Genomic DNA, 17,084 nt, shown 5'->3' with positions numbered 1-17,084 from the left:
CTTGAACTTCGGGCGGTTCGCTTCCATTGTTCAGCCATGACGCGGACCTGCTGCTGCCGCATGCGGTGGCAGCAGGTCTGTTTTTCTCATGCAGCCGGGAGAGTCTGAATGGCCAGTAACGACGCCGTGTACACCCCGCCGAAAGTCTGGACCTGGGACGCCGAGAGCGGTGGCAAGTTCGCCAGCATCAACCGCCCCATCGCCGGGCCCACCCACGAAAAAGACCTGCCCGTGGGTAAGCACCCCCTGCAGCTCTACTCGCTGGCGACCCCCAACGGCGTGAAGGTCACCATCATGCTGGAGGAGCTGCTGGCGCTGGGGTACCAGGGCGCGGAGTATGACGCGCACCTGATCCGCATCACGGAAGGGCAGCAGTTCGGCAGCGGCTTCGTGGAGATCAACCCCAACTCCAAGATCCCCGCCATGGTCGATCAGAGCACATCGCCGGCCACGCAGGTGTTCGAGTCCGGCTCGATTCTGTTCTACCTGGCGGAGAAGTTCGGCGCCTTCATGCCCCAGGACGCGCAGGGCCGCACCGAGTGCATGAACTGGCTGTTCTGGCAGATGGGCATGGCGCCGCTCCTGGGTGGTGGCTTCGGCCACTTCTATGCCTACGCCCCGGAGAACTACGAGTACCCGATCAACCGCTTCACCATGGAAGTGAAACGCCAGCTCGACGTGCTCGACCGGACGCTGGCTCACCGGCGCTACGTCGCAGGCGACGATTACACCATTGCCGATATGGCCATCTGGCCCTGGTACGGCGCGCTGGCACTGGGGCGGCTCTACAATGCGGCCGAGTTCCTGCAGGTGCATACCTACGAGCATGTGGTGCGCTGGGCGGAGACCATCGATCAGCGCCCGGCCGTGCAGCGGGGCCGGATGGTCAACCGCGTCTGGGGCGAGCCCCACGAGCAGCTCCCGGAGCGTCACGACGCCAGCGACTTCGAGCTGCGCACCCAGGACAAGCTCGACGCCGCCAAGGGCGATTAGCGGGGTCGCATCGATGGCACACGCCACGTCGTTCGATGACGCCATGGAGCTGCTGGAGCGGCTGCGTGCCCTGGCTGCAGACGGTGAGCGGGCAGCGCTGGATGCCCGCATCACCGAGTTGGGCGAGAAGCTGGACGCGGCACGCCGGGAAGCTGACCAGCTGCAGGAGCGGATCGCATCGCTGGAGGCCGAGAACCGCACCCTGAAGCAGGCGGCAGCGGGGAGTGACGAGCCCGTGGAGGTGAAGAACGGCTGTTACCGCTTCGACGGCGACGATGCCCTCTACTGCCCCCTGTGCTGGGACAACAAACGCCACAAGGCCCGCACCACGCGCATTTCCTCGCGACAGCGGGTGTGCGGCACCTGCCGGTCGCCGATCAGCGCGTAGTTGCCGTCCGCTCGTCCCTGCCCTGGACGTCCGGCAGGAACACATCCCGTACCGACAGCGGGTTGCCGTCCGCATCCTCCACCTGGACCAGTCGCACCGGTCGGCCGGTGCGGCGGTCGCGCAGGTCCAGGTGTGGGGCGTCGGGGGCGGGGTTCCACTTGTCGCCCCACTGGCGCAGGGCGATCACCACCGGGAAGAGATCCCGGCCTTTTCGGGTGAGGCGATACTCGAAGCGTGAACCGTGTTCGCCCACGTCCACCTTTTCCAGAACACCGTGCTCCACCAGCCGGCCGAGCCGGTCGCAGAGGATGTTACGGGCGATGCCGAGCTGCTGCTGGAAATCCACGAACCGGCGCGTGCCGTACATGGCTTGCAGCACCACCAGCAGCGACCACCAGTCACCCACCTCGTCGAGGGCGCGGGCGACGGAGCAGGAGGCATCGTCGAAGCGTTTCTTCACCATAGGATCAGCGTATCCAAATTGGTTGCAATATGAAACTTGAATCAATAGGGTTTCAAAACGAAACCAGACTGCGGCGTCAATGACGCCGCGCCCGACCATCAGGAGTATTGCGCCATGTCCAGCAACGCCGGCCCGCTGTTCGAACCGTATCAGGTGAAATCCCTGAAGCTGCGCAACCGTGTCGCCATGGCGCCGATGACGCGCAATTTCTCACCGGGCAATGTGCCCAACGACGACGTGGTGGCCTACTACCGCCGGCGCGCCGCCGGTGAGGTCGGGCTGCTGATCACTGAAGGCACCACGGTGAACCACAAGGCCGCCAACGGCTATCCGGACGTGCCCTTCTTCCACGGCGAGGCGGCGCTGGCGGGCTGGAAGAGGGTGGCCGATGCCGTGCACGCCGAGGGCGGTGAAATCTTCCCGCAGCTCTGGCACGTGGGTGCCGTGCGTCGCGAGGGCACCGAGCCCGACCCGTCCGTCCCGGGCCATAGCCCGTCCGGGCTGTACGCTCCCGGGAAGCCCAACGGCAAGGCCATGACCAAAGAGGACATCCAGGACGTGGTCAAGGCGTTCGCCGACGCGGCCGCCGACGCGGAAGCGCTTGGCTTTGACGGCGTCGAGGTCCACGGTGCTCACGGCTACCTGATCGACCAGTTCTTCTGGGAAGGCACCAACCAGCGGGATGACGAGTACGGCGGCTCCATGGCCAACCGGCAGCGCTTCGCCATCGAAATCATCGAGGCGATCCGTGCACGGGTCAGCCCCGATTTCCCGGTCATGCTGCGCTTCTCCCAGTGGAAGATGCAGGACTACAACGCCCGTCTGGCGCATACGCCGGAGGAGCTTGAGCAGTGGCTGAAGCCGCTGGTGGCGGCCGGCGTCGATATCTTCCACGCCTCCACGCGCCGCTTCTGGGAGCCTGAGTTCGAGGGCTCCGATCTGAACCTTGCCGGCTGGGTGAAGAAGCTCACCGGTATGCCTACCATGTCCGTGGGCAGCGTCGGTCTCACCGAAGACTTCATCAGCGGCACCATGGCCAGCAAGCAGGAGCAGGTGGAGCAGTCGGGCATCGACGAGCTGGTGGGGCGGATGACCAACAACGAGTTCGATCTCATTGCCGTGGGGCGCGCTCTGCTGCAGGATCCGGAATGGCTGATCAAGGTTAAGGAAGGGCGCACCACCGAGGTGGAACCCTTTGCGCGGAAGTCACTGAAGGCCCTTTACTGAGCGGTTGTCAGGTCATGCCATGAAATCCGCGAGGCATGCCCGCCAAGGCGTGCGCCGGACACTCCGGCGCACTGCGCTGATGGCGCTCGTGGTGCTGTGCGGCGCCTGGATCAGTATGGCCGTGTACCACACGGTCAAACCCTTGCCGGAAGGCGTCAGCATGGCCATGCCAGAGCGGGTGGCGGGTGAGGCCCGGTTTCTCGCGGACGACACCTGGGTCGACCGCAACGGCGCGCGGCGAATGGATCACCGCACTTTCGATCGGGTACTGGAGCTGATCGATGGCGCTGAGCGGCTGGTGGTGTTGAACATGTTCCTGTTCAACGACTTCGCCGGTGACGTTGAGGGCGACGACATGCGCCCGTTATCCGACGAGGTCACCGCGGCTTTGGTGGCGAAGAAACGGGCGTATCCGTCCATGCCGGTGGTACTGATTACCGATCCCATGAACACCGTCTACGGCGGTGTCACCAACGACAATCTCCAGCGGCTTGAAGCAGCCGGCGTGGAGGTGGTGGTAGCCCGGCTGGAGGCGCTGCGGGATTCCAACCCGGTGTGGTCCGGCCTGTGGCGGATATGCTGCCAGTGGCTTGGTGATGCGCCCGGGAGTGGCTGGTTGCCGAACCCGGTAGGCGAGGAAGCGGTGCCGTTGCGCAGTCTGTTGAAGATGCTCAACTTCAAGGCGAATCATCGCAAGACCCTGATCGTCGACGCGCCAGATGGCTGGACCGGCCTGGTGACCTCCGCAAATCCCCACGATGCCTCGAGCGCCCACAGTAATTCGGGAGTGGAATTTCCCGGGCCGGCCGCGCTGGATCTGCTGGACACGGAGCGGGCGGTACTCCGGTTCTCGCAGGCGGAGATCGACCTGCCGGCGCGTGAAGAGCTGGCTGACATACCCGCGGGCGAGGGCTCGGCGCGCATCCAGGTGCTGACGGAGTCGGCCATTCTCGCTCGTGTGCTTTCGGTCCTGGACGGTGCGGAATCCGGTGACACACTGGACCTGGCCATGTTCTATCTCTCCCACCGCGACATTGTCGACGCGTTGCAGGCCGCACATCGGCGCGGCGTGGCCGTGCGCGTACTGCTGGATCCGAACATTGCCGCGTTCGGGCGCGAGAAGGACGGTGTACCGAATCAGCCCGTCGCAGCGGAGCTGGCGCAGGCCGGCGTGCCCGTGCGTTGGTGCACGACCACGGGCGAGCAGTGCCACAGCAAGTTTCTGCTCTACCGGGCGGCCGACGGTGGTGCGGAACTGATGGTCGGGTCCGCCAACTACACCCGTCGCAATCTCGATGACCTGAACCTGGAGACCAGCGTGCGCATTTGCGCCGACCCCGACGCGGCGGTCATGCGCGATGCCGTCGACTTCTTCGAGCGGCGCTGGCAGAACACCCCGGAACGCGTCTACAGCCTGCCTTTCGAGGAGCACGGCGATGCCGGCTGGCTACGCTACTGGCAGTACCGGTTGATGGAAGGCAGCGGCATGTCCACGTTCTGAACCGGTACGGCCGACTGCTTACGCTGTTTGCGGTAAGGTGTGCGCCCTGATACTGATCGGCGGCCAAGACAGGGCACACAACGGCAATGTCCGCATACAAAGTGAAAATCCTGCGGCTGGGCGTGTTCGTCCGGCGCCACCCCTATCTGTTTGCGTTGATCGGCTTCCTCTCGGGTGTCGGCAGCTTCGTCCTGGTGGATCGCCAGGAGGGCATGGCGAGCGCCATTGCGGCGCTAATGCTGGCGAGCTGGGTGCTGTTGCTGCTGGAGCGCCCCATCCGGTTGCTCGTGGGGCGCTGGATCGGCATGGAGGTGCCGGCGCCGGTGGTGCACTTCACCACGCAGCTGGTTCACCAGGAAAGCTTCTTCTTCGTCCTGCCCTTTTTCCTGATCACCACCACGTGGACCAGCACGCAGGCGCTGTTCACCGTCGCCATCGGTGCGGCGGCGGTGGTGTCCATCTGGGATCCCGTCTACCATGGCCGCCTGACGCGGCGGCGATGGCTCTATCTGGCCTACCACGCCACGGCCATCTTCGTGACGTTGCTGACGGCCCTGCCGATCATTTTCCATCTGAGCACGCCGCAGACCTACGCCACGGCGACCGTGCTTACGGTCATATTCGCGTTCCCCAGTCTCACCCAGGGGGTTCCGGCGCGGGGGCTGGCCGGCGTGGCGGGGCTTGTGGCACTGACGGTCGCGCTGGGTGCATCGGCCTGGTTCGGCCGGGCGATCGTGCCTCCGGCCACCTTCTGGCTGACGGACATGGCCATTACCGATGATCTGGACGAGGACATGCGCCGTGCCAACGGCATGAAGGAGGTGCCCTGCCCGGAAGCGCTCGATGGTGGCCGTGTCTATGCCTTCTCAGGCGTTCGCGCCCCGCGCGGCCTCAACGAGTCGGTCCACCACGAGTGGAGTCACAACGGCCGCCTCCACGACCGCGTGGACGTGGAGATCTTCGGTGGTCGGGAAGAGGGCTACCGAATCTGGACCTACAAGGAAAACTTCCCCGATGAGCCTAACGGCCACTGGCGGGTGCGGGTGCGCACCGAGTCGGGTCAGCTCATCGGTCAGGTCGACTTCGAGATCGACTGCTAAACCTTCAGTATGCCGCCGCACAGACGCCGTATAGCCTCATGCCCCAGTCTTACTCTCAGCTCAGGCCTTTTTCATTCGATTGCGGTGCCCTGAACTCCGGGCTTGAGCCGCCCCGAAGGTGTTGGGTTCAGTGGCCCTTGAAGTGGGAGTAGTGTGGCATGAAGAACTTGAAAACGGCGGTGGTTGTACTTGGTCTCGTTGGGTTGTTGCCGTTTGCGGCCCCGGCCCAGGAGTTCGGTCCAGCCGCGGGTGATCGGGAGTTCTCGATCTCCGGTACCGGGTCCAGTGACAAGAATATCGATAGCGGCAGTTTTGGTGCCACAGGCGATATTGGCTGGTATCTGCAGGATTATCTCATCGTGGGTGCCCGGCAAAGCGTCAATTACGCCAGCATTGAGGGCGAGAACGTCAAGGATGACTTCTGGAACGGGACCACCCGCGGCTACGTGAATTACCAGTTTGCGCCCACTGAGCGCATGCGGCCGTTCCTCGGCGGCAGCCTCGGCGTGATCTACGGCGATGGCGTCAAGGACAGCGGTTTCGCGGGGCTGGAACTCGGGGGCAAGTACTACGTACGCACCAAGACCTATCTCCTGGGTCGGGTGGAGTACCAGTGGTTCTTCAGCAGCTCCAGCGATGTTGACGACGCCTTCAAGGATGATGGGGCCTGGGCGTATACCCTGGGTATGGGTTACAACTTCTGACCTCATGTGTCAGACAACGGGGGCACAGCGTGCCCCCGTTGGCTCCTTACTGAACCGGATCAGTCGCGCTCGTACTCGGGCGCGTTCCGCAGCGTCTCTTCGTCCATGTCCACGTAGAACACGGACTCGTCGTCCTCCATGGTGTGCTGCAACTGATCCCAGCCCAGGCCGACATCCTGTCCGCCAAGCCCGAGGAAGCCACCGGTCGAGATAACGACGCCGAGGATACTGCCGTCCTCGCCGATTACCAGATCTTCGATTTCGCCCACGTCCTCATCCGACGCCCGGTGCTTGACAGTCTTGCCGATGACATCGTCGGCGTAGAATGCACCCGCAGGCTTGCCGCTCATGTACTGCTCGCCGGCATGCTCGGCCTCGGCCTGCATGTCGTCATCATGCATGTCGTCGCGGTCCTCCGCGAACGCGGCGGTGCCCAGTACCAATGCCGGGACAATGGCGGCGGAAAGGGTGAGTGCGGTCAGTTTCTTCATGGTTGGTTCTCCTGTGATTGCCGGCAGTCTGCCGGACCCTCCTGGGTCTGGAGCGCAGTTCCCTTCGCTGGGAATGCTCGTTCAGGGTGGCGATTTGCAGCTGCCGTGTCGGTGCGGTGGCGCACCTGTTCCCCGTCCTGTGACGCAGTCCCGATAACCGGCTGAAGCGCTCTTGTACGGTCTCCCCAAGTGCATTCAGGTGTCACTGTCCGGAGACCGCGTTGCGATCAACAATCCGTGCATGCCTGCTCGCGCGGGCTCTAGCCATTCCCGGCCTGCTCGCGTTCGCCGGGGCCTTGGTTGCCCATGACGGCGATGATGCCTATCGGTTGCTTGAGCTCGACGGCTACAAGGTGAAGTGGGGCGATCAGGAACTGGGCGTGGGGGCGAGTGTCAGCTACGCCTTCGCGGACCGCGCGCTACGGTTCGATGATGCGCGCAACTGTCGCGAACTGGCGCCCATCAAGGGGCTTGCTGACCAGAATCTGTCCATGGAGACGCTGACGCGGGAGACTGCGGCGGCGTTTCAGGTGTGGGAGCGCTCCGCTGGCCTGTCATTCCATCAGGTCAGTGATGCCCGGGAGGCCGATATCGTTGTCGGTGCTCAGGGCCGGCCCAGGGGGCGCGCATTCGCCAACGTCTCTTACGCCCCCGATCCGCAGGACGGTGTGCGCGCCATTGATCAGGCGCTGGTGTGCCTGAATCCCGAGCAGGAGTGGAAAGTCGGGTTCGACGGCGACAAGGATGTGTACGACATTCGCTATACGCTGATACACGAGATCGGTCACGCCATTGGTCTGGATCACCCCGGGCCGTCCGGGCAGGTGATGGCGTTCCGGTACACCGAAGCCTTCGATGAACTGCAGCCGGGCGACCTGCGTGGAGTCCGGCGGCTGTACGGATACGGCTCCGATGACCTCGCCCGACGTGATGCGGGTGATGACGCAAGTCGTTAGCCCGATCCCGGGATCGGGCCCTCGTCCCGCGATTCCCGGCGTTTCGCCCTACTAGTCGTTCATCTAGCGTCTATACTTCCCCCTGATTCTTATGCTTCTCCCCCCGGTTCTTCGGCCATTCCCCCGAAGGCGGGATGGTGTGTGCCAATGGACAGGGCGACGACGGCGCATGGGTTCAGAGTTCGATCCGTTCCGTAATCGCTTGCTCGCCGCGCTGCCGCCCGGCGAATTCAAGCGTGTCGAGGCGAAACTCGAGTTCCAGCCCCTTGCGCTGGGCGCTGTGCTCTACGACCCGTTCGTGATGATGAAGCACGCCTATTTTCCGCTGGACGCGATCGTGTCGTTGCTGTGCGTTACCCAGAATGGCGGCTCTGCAGAGATTTCCGTGGTGGGGCATGAGGGTGTGGTGGGTGTGCCGCTTTTCATGGGGGGCGGCAGCACGTCCAGTCGTGCCGTGGTGCAGTCGCGCGGGCACGCTTACCGTCTGCCTGCCGCTGTGTTACACGGCGAGTTCCGCCGCGGCGGCGCCATGCAGACGCTGTTTCTGCGCTACACCCAGGCGCTGTTGACGCAGGTGGCGCAGACTGCCGTGTGCAACCGCCACCACAACCTCGATCAGCAGCTCTGTCGGTGGCTGCTGCTCAGTCACGACTGCATCGGCAGCGACGAGCTGATCATGACGCAGGAGCTGATCGCGAACATGCTGGGTGTGCGGCGCGAGGGTGTCACCGAGGCCGCGGGCAAGCTGCAGAAGGCCGGCCTGATCCGTTACCGGCGTGGCCGTATCCTGATTCTGGATCGGCAGGGCCTGGAGGCCCGCAGCTGCGAATGCTACGACGTGGTCCGGCGCGAGTACGATCGACTGCTGCCACTGGCGCGCGAGCAGCGCGCGGCGTCGAGAATCGACTGACTGTCCCCTCGTGAACGAACTCGTGGCATGCTCTGTGGTCGTCGACCACGAGGGGAGCGGAACCCATGCGAATTGCAGTGATCGGTGCCGGTGGCGTCGGTGGCTATTACGGCGCGCGCTGGCTGGAGGCGGGCAACGAGGTGACGTTCATCGCGCGCGGGCCGCATTTGCAGGCCCTTCGCGAGGAGGGCATGCGCGTTGACCACCCGGCATTCAGGCGCGAGGGCGATGTGGCGTGTGTCGACCTCGACGGGCTCTGTGCCGGTGACCCGGCGGACCTGGACGTGATCGTGCTGACGGTGAAGTCCGGGGCGACCCGTGAGGTTGCGGAGCGTCTGCGCGCCTGGTTCGAACACCGCGGCCACCGCGTGCCGGTGCTCTCCATGCAGAACGGCGTGGACAACGAGGGCGAATTGGCGGAGGTGCTGGGCGCGGACGGCGTGATCGGCGGCTTCGCCCTGCGGGTGGCGACCCACGTGGAGGCGCCCGGCCATATCACTGCAACTGGCCCCGGCCAGGTGGTGACCGGGCTGTGGCCGAATCGCGACGCGGCTGCGGTGGGCCCCGCCAGCGCCCTGTTTCCGGAGCTGGTGCGCGCCTTCGACGCAGGTGGCACGCCGGTCATTGAAACCGACGACATCCGCCGCGAGCTGTGGCGCAAGCTGGTGATCAACAACGGACTGAACCCCGTCTCCGCGCTTACAGGCTGGGACGCCGAGCGGCTCTCCCGCAACCCGGACACGGCAGCCCTGATCCGGCGACTCATGCGCGAGACCGTCGCCGCTGCCCGGGCCGACCATGTGGAGCTGGGGGAGAGCGACATCGACGCGATGTTCCAGATCGTCTACGACCTGGGGCCGATCAAGACCTCCATGCTGGTGGACCGGGAACAGGGGCGGCCCCTGGAGCTGGACGCCATCTGCGGTGCCGTGTTCGCCCGTGCCCGTCAGCTCGGCGACGATGCCCCCGCCACCGAGGTCATGGCCAGTCTGCTGCGCAACGGGCTCTGGCATGTGCCGGGCTGACGCCCGGCCGGCTTCATTATGCGTTTGAGTTGCGTCCGTTCGGGGAGGACAATGGCGGCATGAACCACCTGACGCTCGATATCGTCTCCGACGTCGCCTGCCCTTGGTGCGCGATCGGCTACAGGCGCCTGGAGCAGGCCATGGCGGAGCTGGAGGGCGAGATCACCTTCGATGTCCGCTGGCAGCCTTTCCAGTTGAACCCGGACATGCCACCCGAGGGCGAGGATATTCTCGAGCACCTCACCGGCAAGTATGGCCGTAGTGCGGACGAGATGCGGGCGGCCCAGCAGCAGATGACCGATATCGCCCACGGGCTGGGTCTCAATTTCGCCCGCATGCAGGACCGGCGCGCCCACAACACGTTCGACGCCCATCGCCTGCTCGCCTGGGCGGCTGGGCAGGGGCGGCAGACGGCGCTGAAGCTGGCGCTCTTCGATGCCTATTTCGGTCATGCGCTCAACCCGTCGGATCCCGCAGTGCTGCAGCAGGCGGCCGAAACGGCGGGGCTGTCCGGCGACGAGGCGGGGCAGGTGCTGTCGTCAGACCACTACGCCGAGCAGGTACGACGGGAAGAGGCGTACTATAAACAGGCTGGTGTCACCGGGGTTCCGGCGTTCATCATCGCTGGCCGCTACGTGATATCCGGAGCGCAGGAGCCGCAGACGCTGGTGAATGCTTTCCGCGAAATCGCTGCCGAGCAGCCTGCGAGCGCGTGAACCACGGTTGTCAGCCGGCGGTCGGCCCATTCTGTGGTGTGCTGGATTAAGGACAGTCTGACGCAATGTCGCTCCGCTCCCGTGTGATCGCGCTGTGCACCGTGCTCGTGGGGCTGGTCGTCCTTGCCGTCCTGTGGGGCACCATCTCCATCGACGATATCTGGCAGGCAGGCTGGCTGCAGGACATGGCGACGCGTATCGCCGAGAACCCGTGGCTCTCCTGGCTGGTATTCGGTGCGGTGGTCATCGGTGTCCAGATCGCCGTGCCGCAGTTGGTCCTCGTGGTGGTCAGCGTCACTCTGCTGGGCGTCTGGGAAGGGTTTTTCGTGGTCTATATCGGCATGCTGGTGGGGTCTGCCATCGGCTATCTGCTGGGCCGCTGGCTGGCGCGGCATCCTGTGCGACGCCTGTCCGGGCGCAAGATGCGGCAGTTCAGCCGCCTGCTGGCCCGGCGCGGCATCATGAACATGACGCTGATCAACCTGCTGCCCCTGGGGCCGCACACCATCATCAATCTTGCGGCGGGAAGCAGTCACCTGCGGTTCCGGGATTTTCTCCCCGGTACGGCTATCGGTCTGTTGCCGTCAACCGTGCTGGTGGCGGCGGCGACGCATTTCCTGCTGCAGATGGGGCGCGCACCCACATCTGGCGAGGCCACGGTGGCCCTGATTCTGCTGGCCCTGCTGGGCGTCGGCAGCTGGCTCGCCACACGCTGGGCGTGGCGCTGGGTTGGTCGCCAGTAACCCCTACAGGTGGCCGCCGATGGTCATGGTCAGCCACCCGGCCAGGCGCTTGTGCCAGGGCCGCTCCCGCCAGCGCTCCAGGTCGTAGCGTTCGGCGTTGTCCAGATCCTGTTCCACGAGTTGGCGGATATCCCGGGCGAACGTCGCGTCGTAGATGTTGACGTTGGTCTCGTCGTTGATGCGGAACGAGCGGTTGTCCAGGTTGGTGGAGCCGATGCTGGCCCACTGGTCGTCAATGCTGATCAGCTTCGAGTGGTACATGGACGGTTGGTACTCGTACAGCGCCACGCCGGCCTCGAGCATCGGTTCCCAGCGGTTCACCGAGGCGTGCCGCACAAAGCCCTTGTCGATGCTGTCCCCGGGCACGAGGATGCGCACTTCCACCCCGCGGTCGGCGGCGTCGGCCAGCGCGTCCAGGAATGCCGGATCCGGGTAGAAGTAGGCCGTGCCGATGGTGATCCGTTCTTCCGCCGCCGCGATGGCGTAGAGGAACATCTTGCGCATGCGGTGATAGCCTTCACGCGGCGCGCTGCTGACCACCTGCATGGGCAGCTCGCCGGCATCGTCCAGCTCGGGGAAATACGCCTCAGCCAGGAGCAGGGCGCCGCTGGCGTCCAGCCAGTTCTCCATGAACGCGGCCTGCAGGCCGCCCACCACCGGGCCTTCCAGGCGGAAGTGGTTGTCCCGGTAGGCCTCGCCGTCGTCGTCGGGCAGCCAGTTGTCGGCGACGTTGGCACCGCCGGTGAAGCCGATGTCACCATCGGTGACCAGCAGCTTGCGATGCGTGCGGTGGTTGAACCGGGCCAGTTCGTACCACGACGGCTTGCGCCAGCGAATGAGTTCCACTCCGGCGTCTTCCATGCGTTCGAGCTTGTCCGGGTTGGCGGCGGCCGAGCCGATGTAGTCGAGCAGAGCGTGCACGGCGACGCCCCGTTCCGCCGCCTCGCTGAGCGCGTAGGCAAACGCGCCGGCCGCCTCCTCGCCCCAGAACTCGTAGGTTTCGAAGGTCACGGAGTGCTCGGCATCGTTGATGGCGTCGAGCATGGCGTCGTAGATGGCTTCGCCGTCTTCCAGCAGGGCAATGCGGTTGCCGCCGGTGATGGGGTTCTGCATCAGTGCGCCCATGGTGCGCTGGAACTGCGGATCGCTGACGCCGTAATCCACGTGTACCGGCTGGTCCAGGCGTTTTGGTTTCGGCAGGGCGTTGAAAAGGATGATGTTGCCGATCACGAATGCGACCGTGAGCACGGCGACAACGGTGATGATGTACCGGTTACGGCGTTTCAATAGCTGCACTCCCGCGGCTGCTGGCAGATCCCTGGACTGGGGCGATGGTACGCGGCTGCCTGCCCCCGGTCACGGCGAGGTCTACGACAGTTTCTGCCGAAGCGTGCGGATGAAGTCCGCGGCCGGCTGCGGGTGGCCGAACAGATAACCCTGAAACGCGGGGCAACCGGCGCGCTCCAGGAATCCGTGAATGGCTTCTGTCTCCACCCCCTCGGCAATGGCATCCAGACCAAGGCTCTGGGCAAGCAGGATAATGGTGCGCACGATCACCGCGTCGTTGGGGTCGTCGAGGACGTCGCGCACGAACCGCTGGTCGATCTTGATCTGATCCAGCGGCAGCCGCTTGAGGTAGTACAGCGACGAGTACCCGGTGCCGAAGTCGTCCAGGGAAAAGCCGATGCCGTGGGTCTTCAACGCCATCATGCGGTTGATGGTCTCTTCCGTGTCGTGGAGGAACAGGCTCTCCGTGATTTCCAGGTTGAGGCGGTCGGCGGGAGCGCCGGTGCGCTGCAGGATGGTCTGCAGACGGGTGACGAAATCCGGGTGCTGGAACTGCTGCGGGCTGATATTCACCGACACGGCGAGTGCGGCGGTATCCGTGTTGCGGGCCCAGTCGGCGAGCTGTTGGCAGGCGGCCTCCAGAATTGCCGCGCCGAGATCGATGATCAGTCCCGTGTCTTCGGCAATCGGGATGAACTGGGCCGGCGAGATCAGCCCGCGCTCCGGATCGTTCCAGCGCGCCAGGGCTTCAACGCCGGTGACCTGACCGCCGGCGTCGACCTGCGCCTGGTAGTACGGCTGGAACTCGTCGCGTTCCAGTGCCGCGCGCATGCGGGTGCCCAGTTCGATACGCGCGTTCACTGCGGCCTGCATTTCGGGGTCGAATAGCCGAAGGGTGTTCCGGCCAGCCGCCTTCGCCTGGTACATGGCGAAGTCGGCCCGTTTGAGCAGGTCGTTGACTGTATCGTCGGGGTCGCCCAGCAGGGTGATTCCGATGCTCGGGGTGATGTGCCGCAGGTGTTCGCCGAGCTGGTAGGGGACGTTCAGAGTCGTGAGAATGTCGTTGGCGACGGCCTCTGCCTGGACGGCGGCGAGATCCGGCGCATCCTGCAGGTTGTTGACCACGACCACGAACTCGTCGCCGCCGAAACGGGCGACGGTATCTTCCGCTCGCAGGCAGTCGAGAAGCCGCTTCGCCACCTCCTCCAGCAGGGCGTCGCCCTCGTCGTGGCCGAGCGTGTCGTTGAGCGTCTTGAAGTTGTCCAGGTCCAGGAACAGCACCGCGCCGCTGTGGCGGTGTCGTGCCGCGGCGCTCATGGCGTGCTGCAGCCGGTCCTGCAGGAGGCGGCGGTTCGGCAACCCGGTGAGTGGGTCATACAGCGCCAGCCGCGTGATCTTCTCCTCGTTCTCCCGGCGCACATGGATGTCCGTGGCCGTGCCGTACCAGCGCACGATGGTGCCCCCGTCGTCGAGGATTGGAACCGCTTTCACCAGATGCCAGCGGTAGCTGTCGTCGCGCTGGCTGCGAATGCGGAACTCCACGGAGTAATGCCGGCCGGTCCGCACGCAGCGGTCCCAGGCGCGGGCAACGCGTTTGCGGTCGTCCGGGTGGATGACCGTCATCCATCCGTCCCGGGACAGGTCCGCGCGCTCCAGCCCGGAGTAGGTGCTCAGCGTTCTGTTGCCGTAGAACAGATGGCCGTCGCCGTCGGCCACCCACACGCTGATGGGCATGGCGTCGGCCAGCTCCTGGAAGTGCCGGCGGCTCTGGTCAAGGGTGCGCTTGACGTTCTTCTGCTCGGTGATGTCCTGGAACGCGCCCTGGACCTGTGTAATGGCGCCGCTGGCATCCCGCAAGGCCGCGCCCATGGTCCGCACCCAGATGCGTCGCTCCCGTGCGGTGACGAGTTCAAGCTCCTCGTCGAAGGGCGTACCGTCGGTGGCGCAGCGGTTGAACAGCTTGCGGATGTGTTCGCGCCATTCCGGGGCGTAGAAGCCGATGCCCTGGTCCACCGTCGGGGTCGTACCCGGTGGCATGTCGTGGATGGCACAGACTTCGTCCGACCAGAGGATGTGGCCCGATTGCAGGTCCAAGGCCCAGCCGCCGATGTTGGCGGCCTGGCCGGCGATGCGCAGTAGCCAGTCGCTGCGGTTCAGCGCCGCCTCGGCGCGTTTGCGCTCGGTGATGTCGCGGACGGACGCGCAGTTGTACTCGCGGTCCTTGTGGACCAGGAAATTGGCGTTGATCTCCACCGGCAGGGTGCCGCCGTCGGTCATCCAGAGTTCGGCTTCGAAACACATGGAGCCGGCCTGCTTCAGGTCCTCCCAGTGCTCCCGCCACAACGACGGCGTGAAGCCGGCGCAGACGTCGTAGACCGTGCGCTGCAGCAGGTCGTCCCGATCGTAACCCAGCATGCGGCAGATGGCCGCGTTGGCGTACTCGTGAGTGCCGTCGCTCCGCAGCCAGACGATGCCGTCTGCCGCGTTCTCGACGGCAAAGTGGGCGAGTTCATGGTGGAGTCGGGTTGATGCGTCGTTATCGTTCACACGGCCCCCCGCAGGGCGTGGCAATCCTTGCGCTGCCATCGGCAGCCCGCCGGGCGGTCCACAGCGGACGGAAAGGGGCAGCCCCTACACGAGACGATAGCATTGCGGTGCCCACGGGTGTAGGCGGGGGCGGGGTCACCCGTTCATGATCCGCCGCCGCAGCGCCCACACCGAAAGCGGAGCGAACACGGCGGTAATCGCCACCGACCAGGCCACGGCCCAAAGGGCGGGCTCCAGTACCGGGCCGCCGACGATGAGCCCGCGGGAGGCGTCCGAGAGCTGGGATATCGGGTTGGCGATCACAATGACCTGCAGCCAGCCCGGCATGGTCTCCACGGGCACGAAGACGTTGCTGACGAAGGTGACCGGAAACAGTGCGGTGAAGCCGAACAGTTGCACGTGTTCCGGGTCCCGGGCGATGACACCCACCAGGACCATCACCCACGACAGGGCCAGGGCGAACACCAGCACCAGGGCGGCCATGGCGAACAGCCCGCCAACGGAGGTGCCCAGCCGGAAGCCAAGCAGGAATCCGATGGCGAGCAGCAGGACGATGGACCAGGCCTGTTTGACCAGGTCCGCGAGAATCCGCCCGGCCAGCGGCGCCCAGGGGGCGATTGGCAGCGCCCGCAGACGGTCGAAGAAACCCTTGGTGAGGTCGGTGTTCAGGCCGTGGCCGACGTAGACGGTGACAAAGGCCATGTTCATGACGATCACCCCGGGCAGGATGAAGGTCAGGTAATCGCTGGTGGAGCCGGCGATGGCGCCACCGAACACGTACAGGAACAGCAGCAGAAAGAGCACCGGCTGGATACTGAAGTCGCCCAGCTCCCAGGGGTTGTGTCGGAGCTGCAGCAGCGTGCGCCAGGCCAGGCTGGCGGTCTGTTGCAGGCCCCGGAGCAGGCCGGGCCGGCTCATGGGTGCTCCCCGGGTGCTGCCTGCGCGTCGTCGCCCGTGTCGGCGTGGTGGCCGGTCAGGGCGAGAAAGACGTCGTCCAGGCTGGCACTGCGGAGCATCAGTTCGTTCACTGCCAGCCCGTCACGGTCCAGGGCGCGGACCAGGGCCGGCAGCATGTCCGCATCGCGGGCCGGTGCGGAGATCCGCAGGCCGTCCACCTCGGGCGCCTCGCCGGTCACGTGACCGATAGCGGCCGCAATGCCGCCGACGTCCGCTTCCTGCGCCGCGCCGGCCACCAGCGTGCGGGCGCCGATGCGGGCCTTGAGCGCATCGGCCGTGCCGGAGGCGATCACCCGGCCGCCGTCGATGACCACGATCTCGTCGGCCAGTTGGTCGGCCTCCTCCAGGTACTGGGTGGTCAGCAGCACCGTGGTGCCCTCGGCCACCAGCCGGCGGATCAGACCCCAGAGTTCCAGGCGAGCACGCGGATCCAGCCCGGTGGTGGGTTCGTCCAGGAACAGGATCTGCGGCTGCCCGACCAGGCTGGCGGCCAGGTCCAGGCGCCGGCGCATGCCGCCCGAGTAGGTCTGGGCTGCGCGCGCGGCGGCGTGCTCCAGCTGGAACTGCGTCAGCAGGGCGTCGGCGCGTTCGCGGGCGGTTCGGTGGGGGAGGCCGAGCAGTCGACCGATGAGAATCAGGTTCTCGCGGCCGGTCAGGCGTTCGTCCACCGAGGCGTACTGGCCGGTGAGGCCGATGCGCTGGCGGACCTGATGCGCCTGGGTGTGGACGTCGAAACCGCCCACGGTCGCAGTGCCGGCATCGGCGTGCAGCAGCGTCGAGAGGATGCGCACCACGGTGGTCTTGCCGGCGCCGTTGGGTCCGAGCAGGCCGAGCACAGTGCCCGGTTCCACATCAAGGCTCACCCCCCTGAGCGCCTGCGTGTCGCCGAATCGTTTGCACAGGCCCTCGGCGTGAATGGCTGTGGTCATGGGGTCGTGCTCCGGCGGGGATCGAACCCGTTCAATGGCATGGTGCAATCCTCCCCGCGATCCGGCGCGATGTCCAGAGCCGGGGCGGGCGATGGCGGTAGCACTCAACTATGCTTGGAAAGCAGAGGGTTACGGCAGTTGAGGCGT

16 protein-coding genes and 2 pseudogenes are annotated in these 17,084 nt (G+C 65.6%); 12 read left to right on the top strand and 6 right to left on the bottom strand.

Annotated features, from left to right (window positions below):
* Positions 1 to 108 precede the first annotated feature (108 nt).
* Both yghU and ACNSTU_RS08125 read left to right on the top strand, forming a co-directional pair.
* Positions 109 to 993 (top strand): glutathione-dependent disulfide-bond oxidoreductase, encoded by an 885-nt coding sequence (gene yghU / locus ACNSTU_RS08130; RefSeq protein WP_418212230.1) that lies wholly within the window; start codon positions 109 to 111, stop codon positions 991 to 993.
* 13 nt (positions 994 to 1,006) lie between these two features.
* Positions 1,007 to 1,381, top strand: a complete 375-nt coding sequence (locus ACNSTU_RS08125; protein WP_418212229.1) for a hypothetical protein — start codon at positions 1,007 to 1,009, stop codon at positions 1,379 to 1,381.
* Here the strand turns inward: ACNSTU_RS08125 and ACNSTU_RS08120 are convergent.
* The gene (locus tag ACNSTU_RS08120) at positions 1,371 to 1,844 is read right to left on the bottom strand and encodes a winged helix-turn-helix transcriptional regulator (protein WP_418212228.1); all 474 of its coding nucleotides are present in this window, start codon (positions 1,842 to 1,844) and stop codon (positions 1,371 to 1,373) included. The genes ACNSTU_RS08125 and ACNSTU_RS08120 overlap by 11 nt on opposite strands.
* Positions 1,845 to 1,958: 114 nt before the next feature.
* Between ACNSTU_RS08120 and ACNSTU_RS08115 the strand changes: the two genes are divergently transcribed.
* From ACNSTU_RS08115 to ACNSTU_RS08095, 5 genes and pseudogenes are all read left to right on the top strand, one after another.
* Positions 1,959 to 3,071, top strand: a complete 1,113-nt coding sequence (locus ACNSTU_RS08115) for an NADH:flavin oxidoreductase (RefSeq protein WP_418212227.1) — start codon at positions 1,959 to 1,961, stop codon at positions 3,069 to 3,071.
* 19 nt (positions 3,072 to 3,090) lie between these two features.
* The gene (locus ACNSTU_RS08110) at positions 3,091 to 4,572 is read left to right on the top strand and encodes a phospholipase D family protein (protein ID WP_290631770.1); all 1,482 of its coding nucleotides are present in this window, start codon (positions 3,091 to 3,093) and stop codon (positions 4,570 to 4,572) included.
* Positions 4,573 to 4,658: 86 nt separating this feature from the next.
* Positions 4,659 to 5,375 (top strand): annotated as a pseudogene (locus ACNSTU_RS08105) (DUF5924 family protein); the annotation flags it as partial.
* Between the two features lie 105 nt (positions 5,376 to 5,480).
* A pseudogene (locus ACNSTU_RS08100) lies at positions 5,481 to 5,672 on the top strand (DUF2914 domain-containing protein); the annotation flags it as partial.
* 158 nt (positions 5,673 to 5,830) lie between these two features.
* Positions 5,831 to 6,376 (top strand): hypothetical protein, encoded by a 546-nt coding sequence (locus ACNSTU_RS08095; protein ID WP_290631774.1) that lies wholly within the window; start codon positions 5,831 to 5,833, stop codon positions 6,374 to 6,376.
* 59 nt (positions 6,377 to 6,435) lie between these two features.
* Here ACNSTU_RS08095 and ACNSTU_RS08090 read toward each other — a convergent pair whose 3' ends face one another.
* Positions 6,436 to 6,867: a PRC-barrel domain-containing protein gene (locus ACNSTU_RS08090; protein WP_290631776.1), complete on the bottom strand. Its 432-nt coding sequence runs from the start codon at positions 6,865 to 6,867 to the stop codon at positions 6,436 to 6,438.
* A gap of 221 nt (positions 6,868 to 7,088) precedes the next feature.
* On the opposite strand from ACNSTU_RS08090, the gene ACNSTU_RS08085 reads away from it, so the two are divergent.
* From ACNSTU_RS08085 to ACNSTU_RS08065, 5 genes are all read left to right on the top strand, one after another.
* Positions 7,089 to 7,823, top strand: a complete 735-nt coding sequence (locus tag ACNSTU_RS08085) for a matrixin family metalloprotease (RefSeq protein ID WP_290631778.1) — start codon at positions 7,089 to 7,091, stop codon at positions 7,821 to 7,823.
* Between the two features lie 169 nt (positions 7,824 to 7,992).
* Positions 7,993 to 8,733 carry a Crp/Fnr family transcriptional regulator gene (locus tag ACNSTU_RS08080; RefSeq protein WP_290631780.1) on the top strand — a complete coding sequence of 247 codons (741 nt, stop codon included), beginning with the start codon at positions 7,993 to 7,995 and terminating at the stop codon, positions 8,731 to 8,733.
* A gap of 65 nt (positions 8,734 to 8,798) precedes the next feature.
* Complete coding sequence (locus ACNSTU_RS08075) at positions 8,799 to 9,758, top strand: ketopantoate reductase family protein (protein WP_290631782.1); 960 nt, start codon at positions 8,799 to 8,801, stop codon at positions 9,756 to 9,758.
* Between the two features lie 59 nt (positions 9,759 to 9,817).
* Positions 9,818 to 10,474: a DsbA family oxidoreductase gene (locus ACNSTU_RS08070; RefSeq protein ID WP_290631784.1), complete on the top strand. Its 657-nt coding sequence runs from the start codon at positions 9,818 to 9,820 to the stop codon at positions 10,472 to 10,474.
* A 65-nt stretch (positions 10,475 to 10,539) separates the two neighbouring features.
* The gene (locus ACNSTU_RS08065) at positions 10,540 to 11,217 is read left to right on the top strand and encodes a TVP38/TMEM64 family protein (protein WP_290631786.1); all 678 of its coding nucleotides are present in this window, start codon (positions 10,540 to 10,542) and stop codon (positions 11,215 to 11,217) included.
* Positions 11,218 to 11,220: 3 nt separating this feature from the next.
* Here ACNSTU_RS08065 and ACNSTU_RS08060 read toward each other — a convergent pair whose 3' ends face one another.
* The 4 genes from ACNSTU_RS08060 to ACNSTU_RS08045 form a co-directional block, all read right to left on the bottom strand.
* Positions 11,221 to 12,504, bottom strand: coding sequence for a phospholipase D-like domain-containing protein (locus ACNSTU_RS08060; protein ID WP_290631788.1), 1,284 nt, complete (start codon positions 12,502 to 12,504; stop codon positions 11,221 to 11,223).
* Positions 12,505 to 12,585: 81 nt separating this feature from the next.
* Positions 12,586 to 15,051 (bottom strand): EAL and GGDEF domain-containing protein, encoded by a 2,466-nt coding sequence (locus ACNSTU_RS08055; protein ID WP_290631790.1) that lies wholly within the window; start codon positions 15,049 to 15,051, stop codon positions 12,586 to 12,588.
* A gap of 135 nt (positions 15,052 to 15,186) precedes the next feature.
* Complete coding sequence (locus ACNSTU_RS08050) at positions 15,187 to 15,969, bottom strand: ABC transporter permease (RefSeq protein WP_290631792.1); 783 nt, start codon at positions 15,967 to 15,969, stop codon at positions 15,187 to 15,189.
* Positions 15,966 to 16,937: an ATP-binding cassette domain-containing protein gene (locus ACNSTU_RS08045; protein WP_290631794.1), complete on the bottom strand. Its 972-nt coding sequence runs from the start codon at positions 16,935 to 16,937 to the stop codon at positions 15,966 to 15,968. Before ACNSTU_RS08045 ends, ACNSTU_RS08050 begins: the two co-directional genes overlap by 4 nt.
* Positions 16,938 to 17,084: the final 147 nt, after the last annotated feature.

Origin of the sequence: Aquisalimonas sp. APHAB1-3 (assembly GCF_048323695.1) — a bacterium.
Classification (GTDB): Bacteria; Pseudomonadota; Gammaproteobacteria; order Nitrococcales; family Aquisalimonadaceae; genus Aquisalimonas.
The sequence above is the reverse complement of the archived record's forward strand: the minus strand, read 5'-3'. Positions and strand labels throughout refer to the sequence as shown.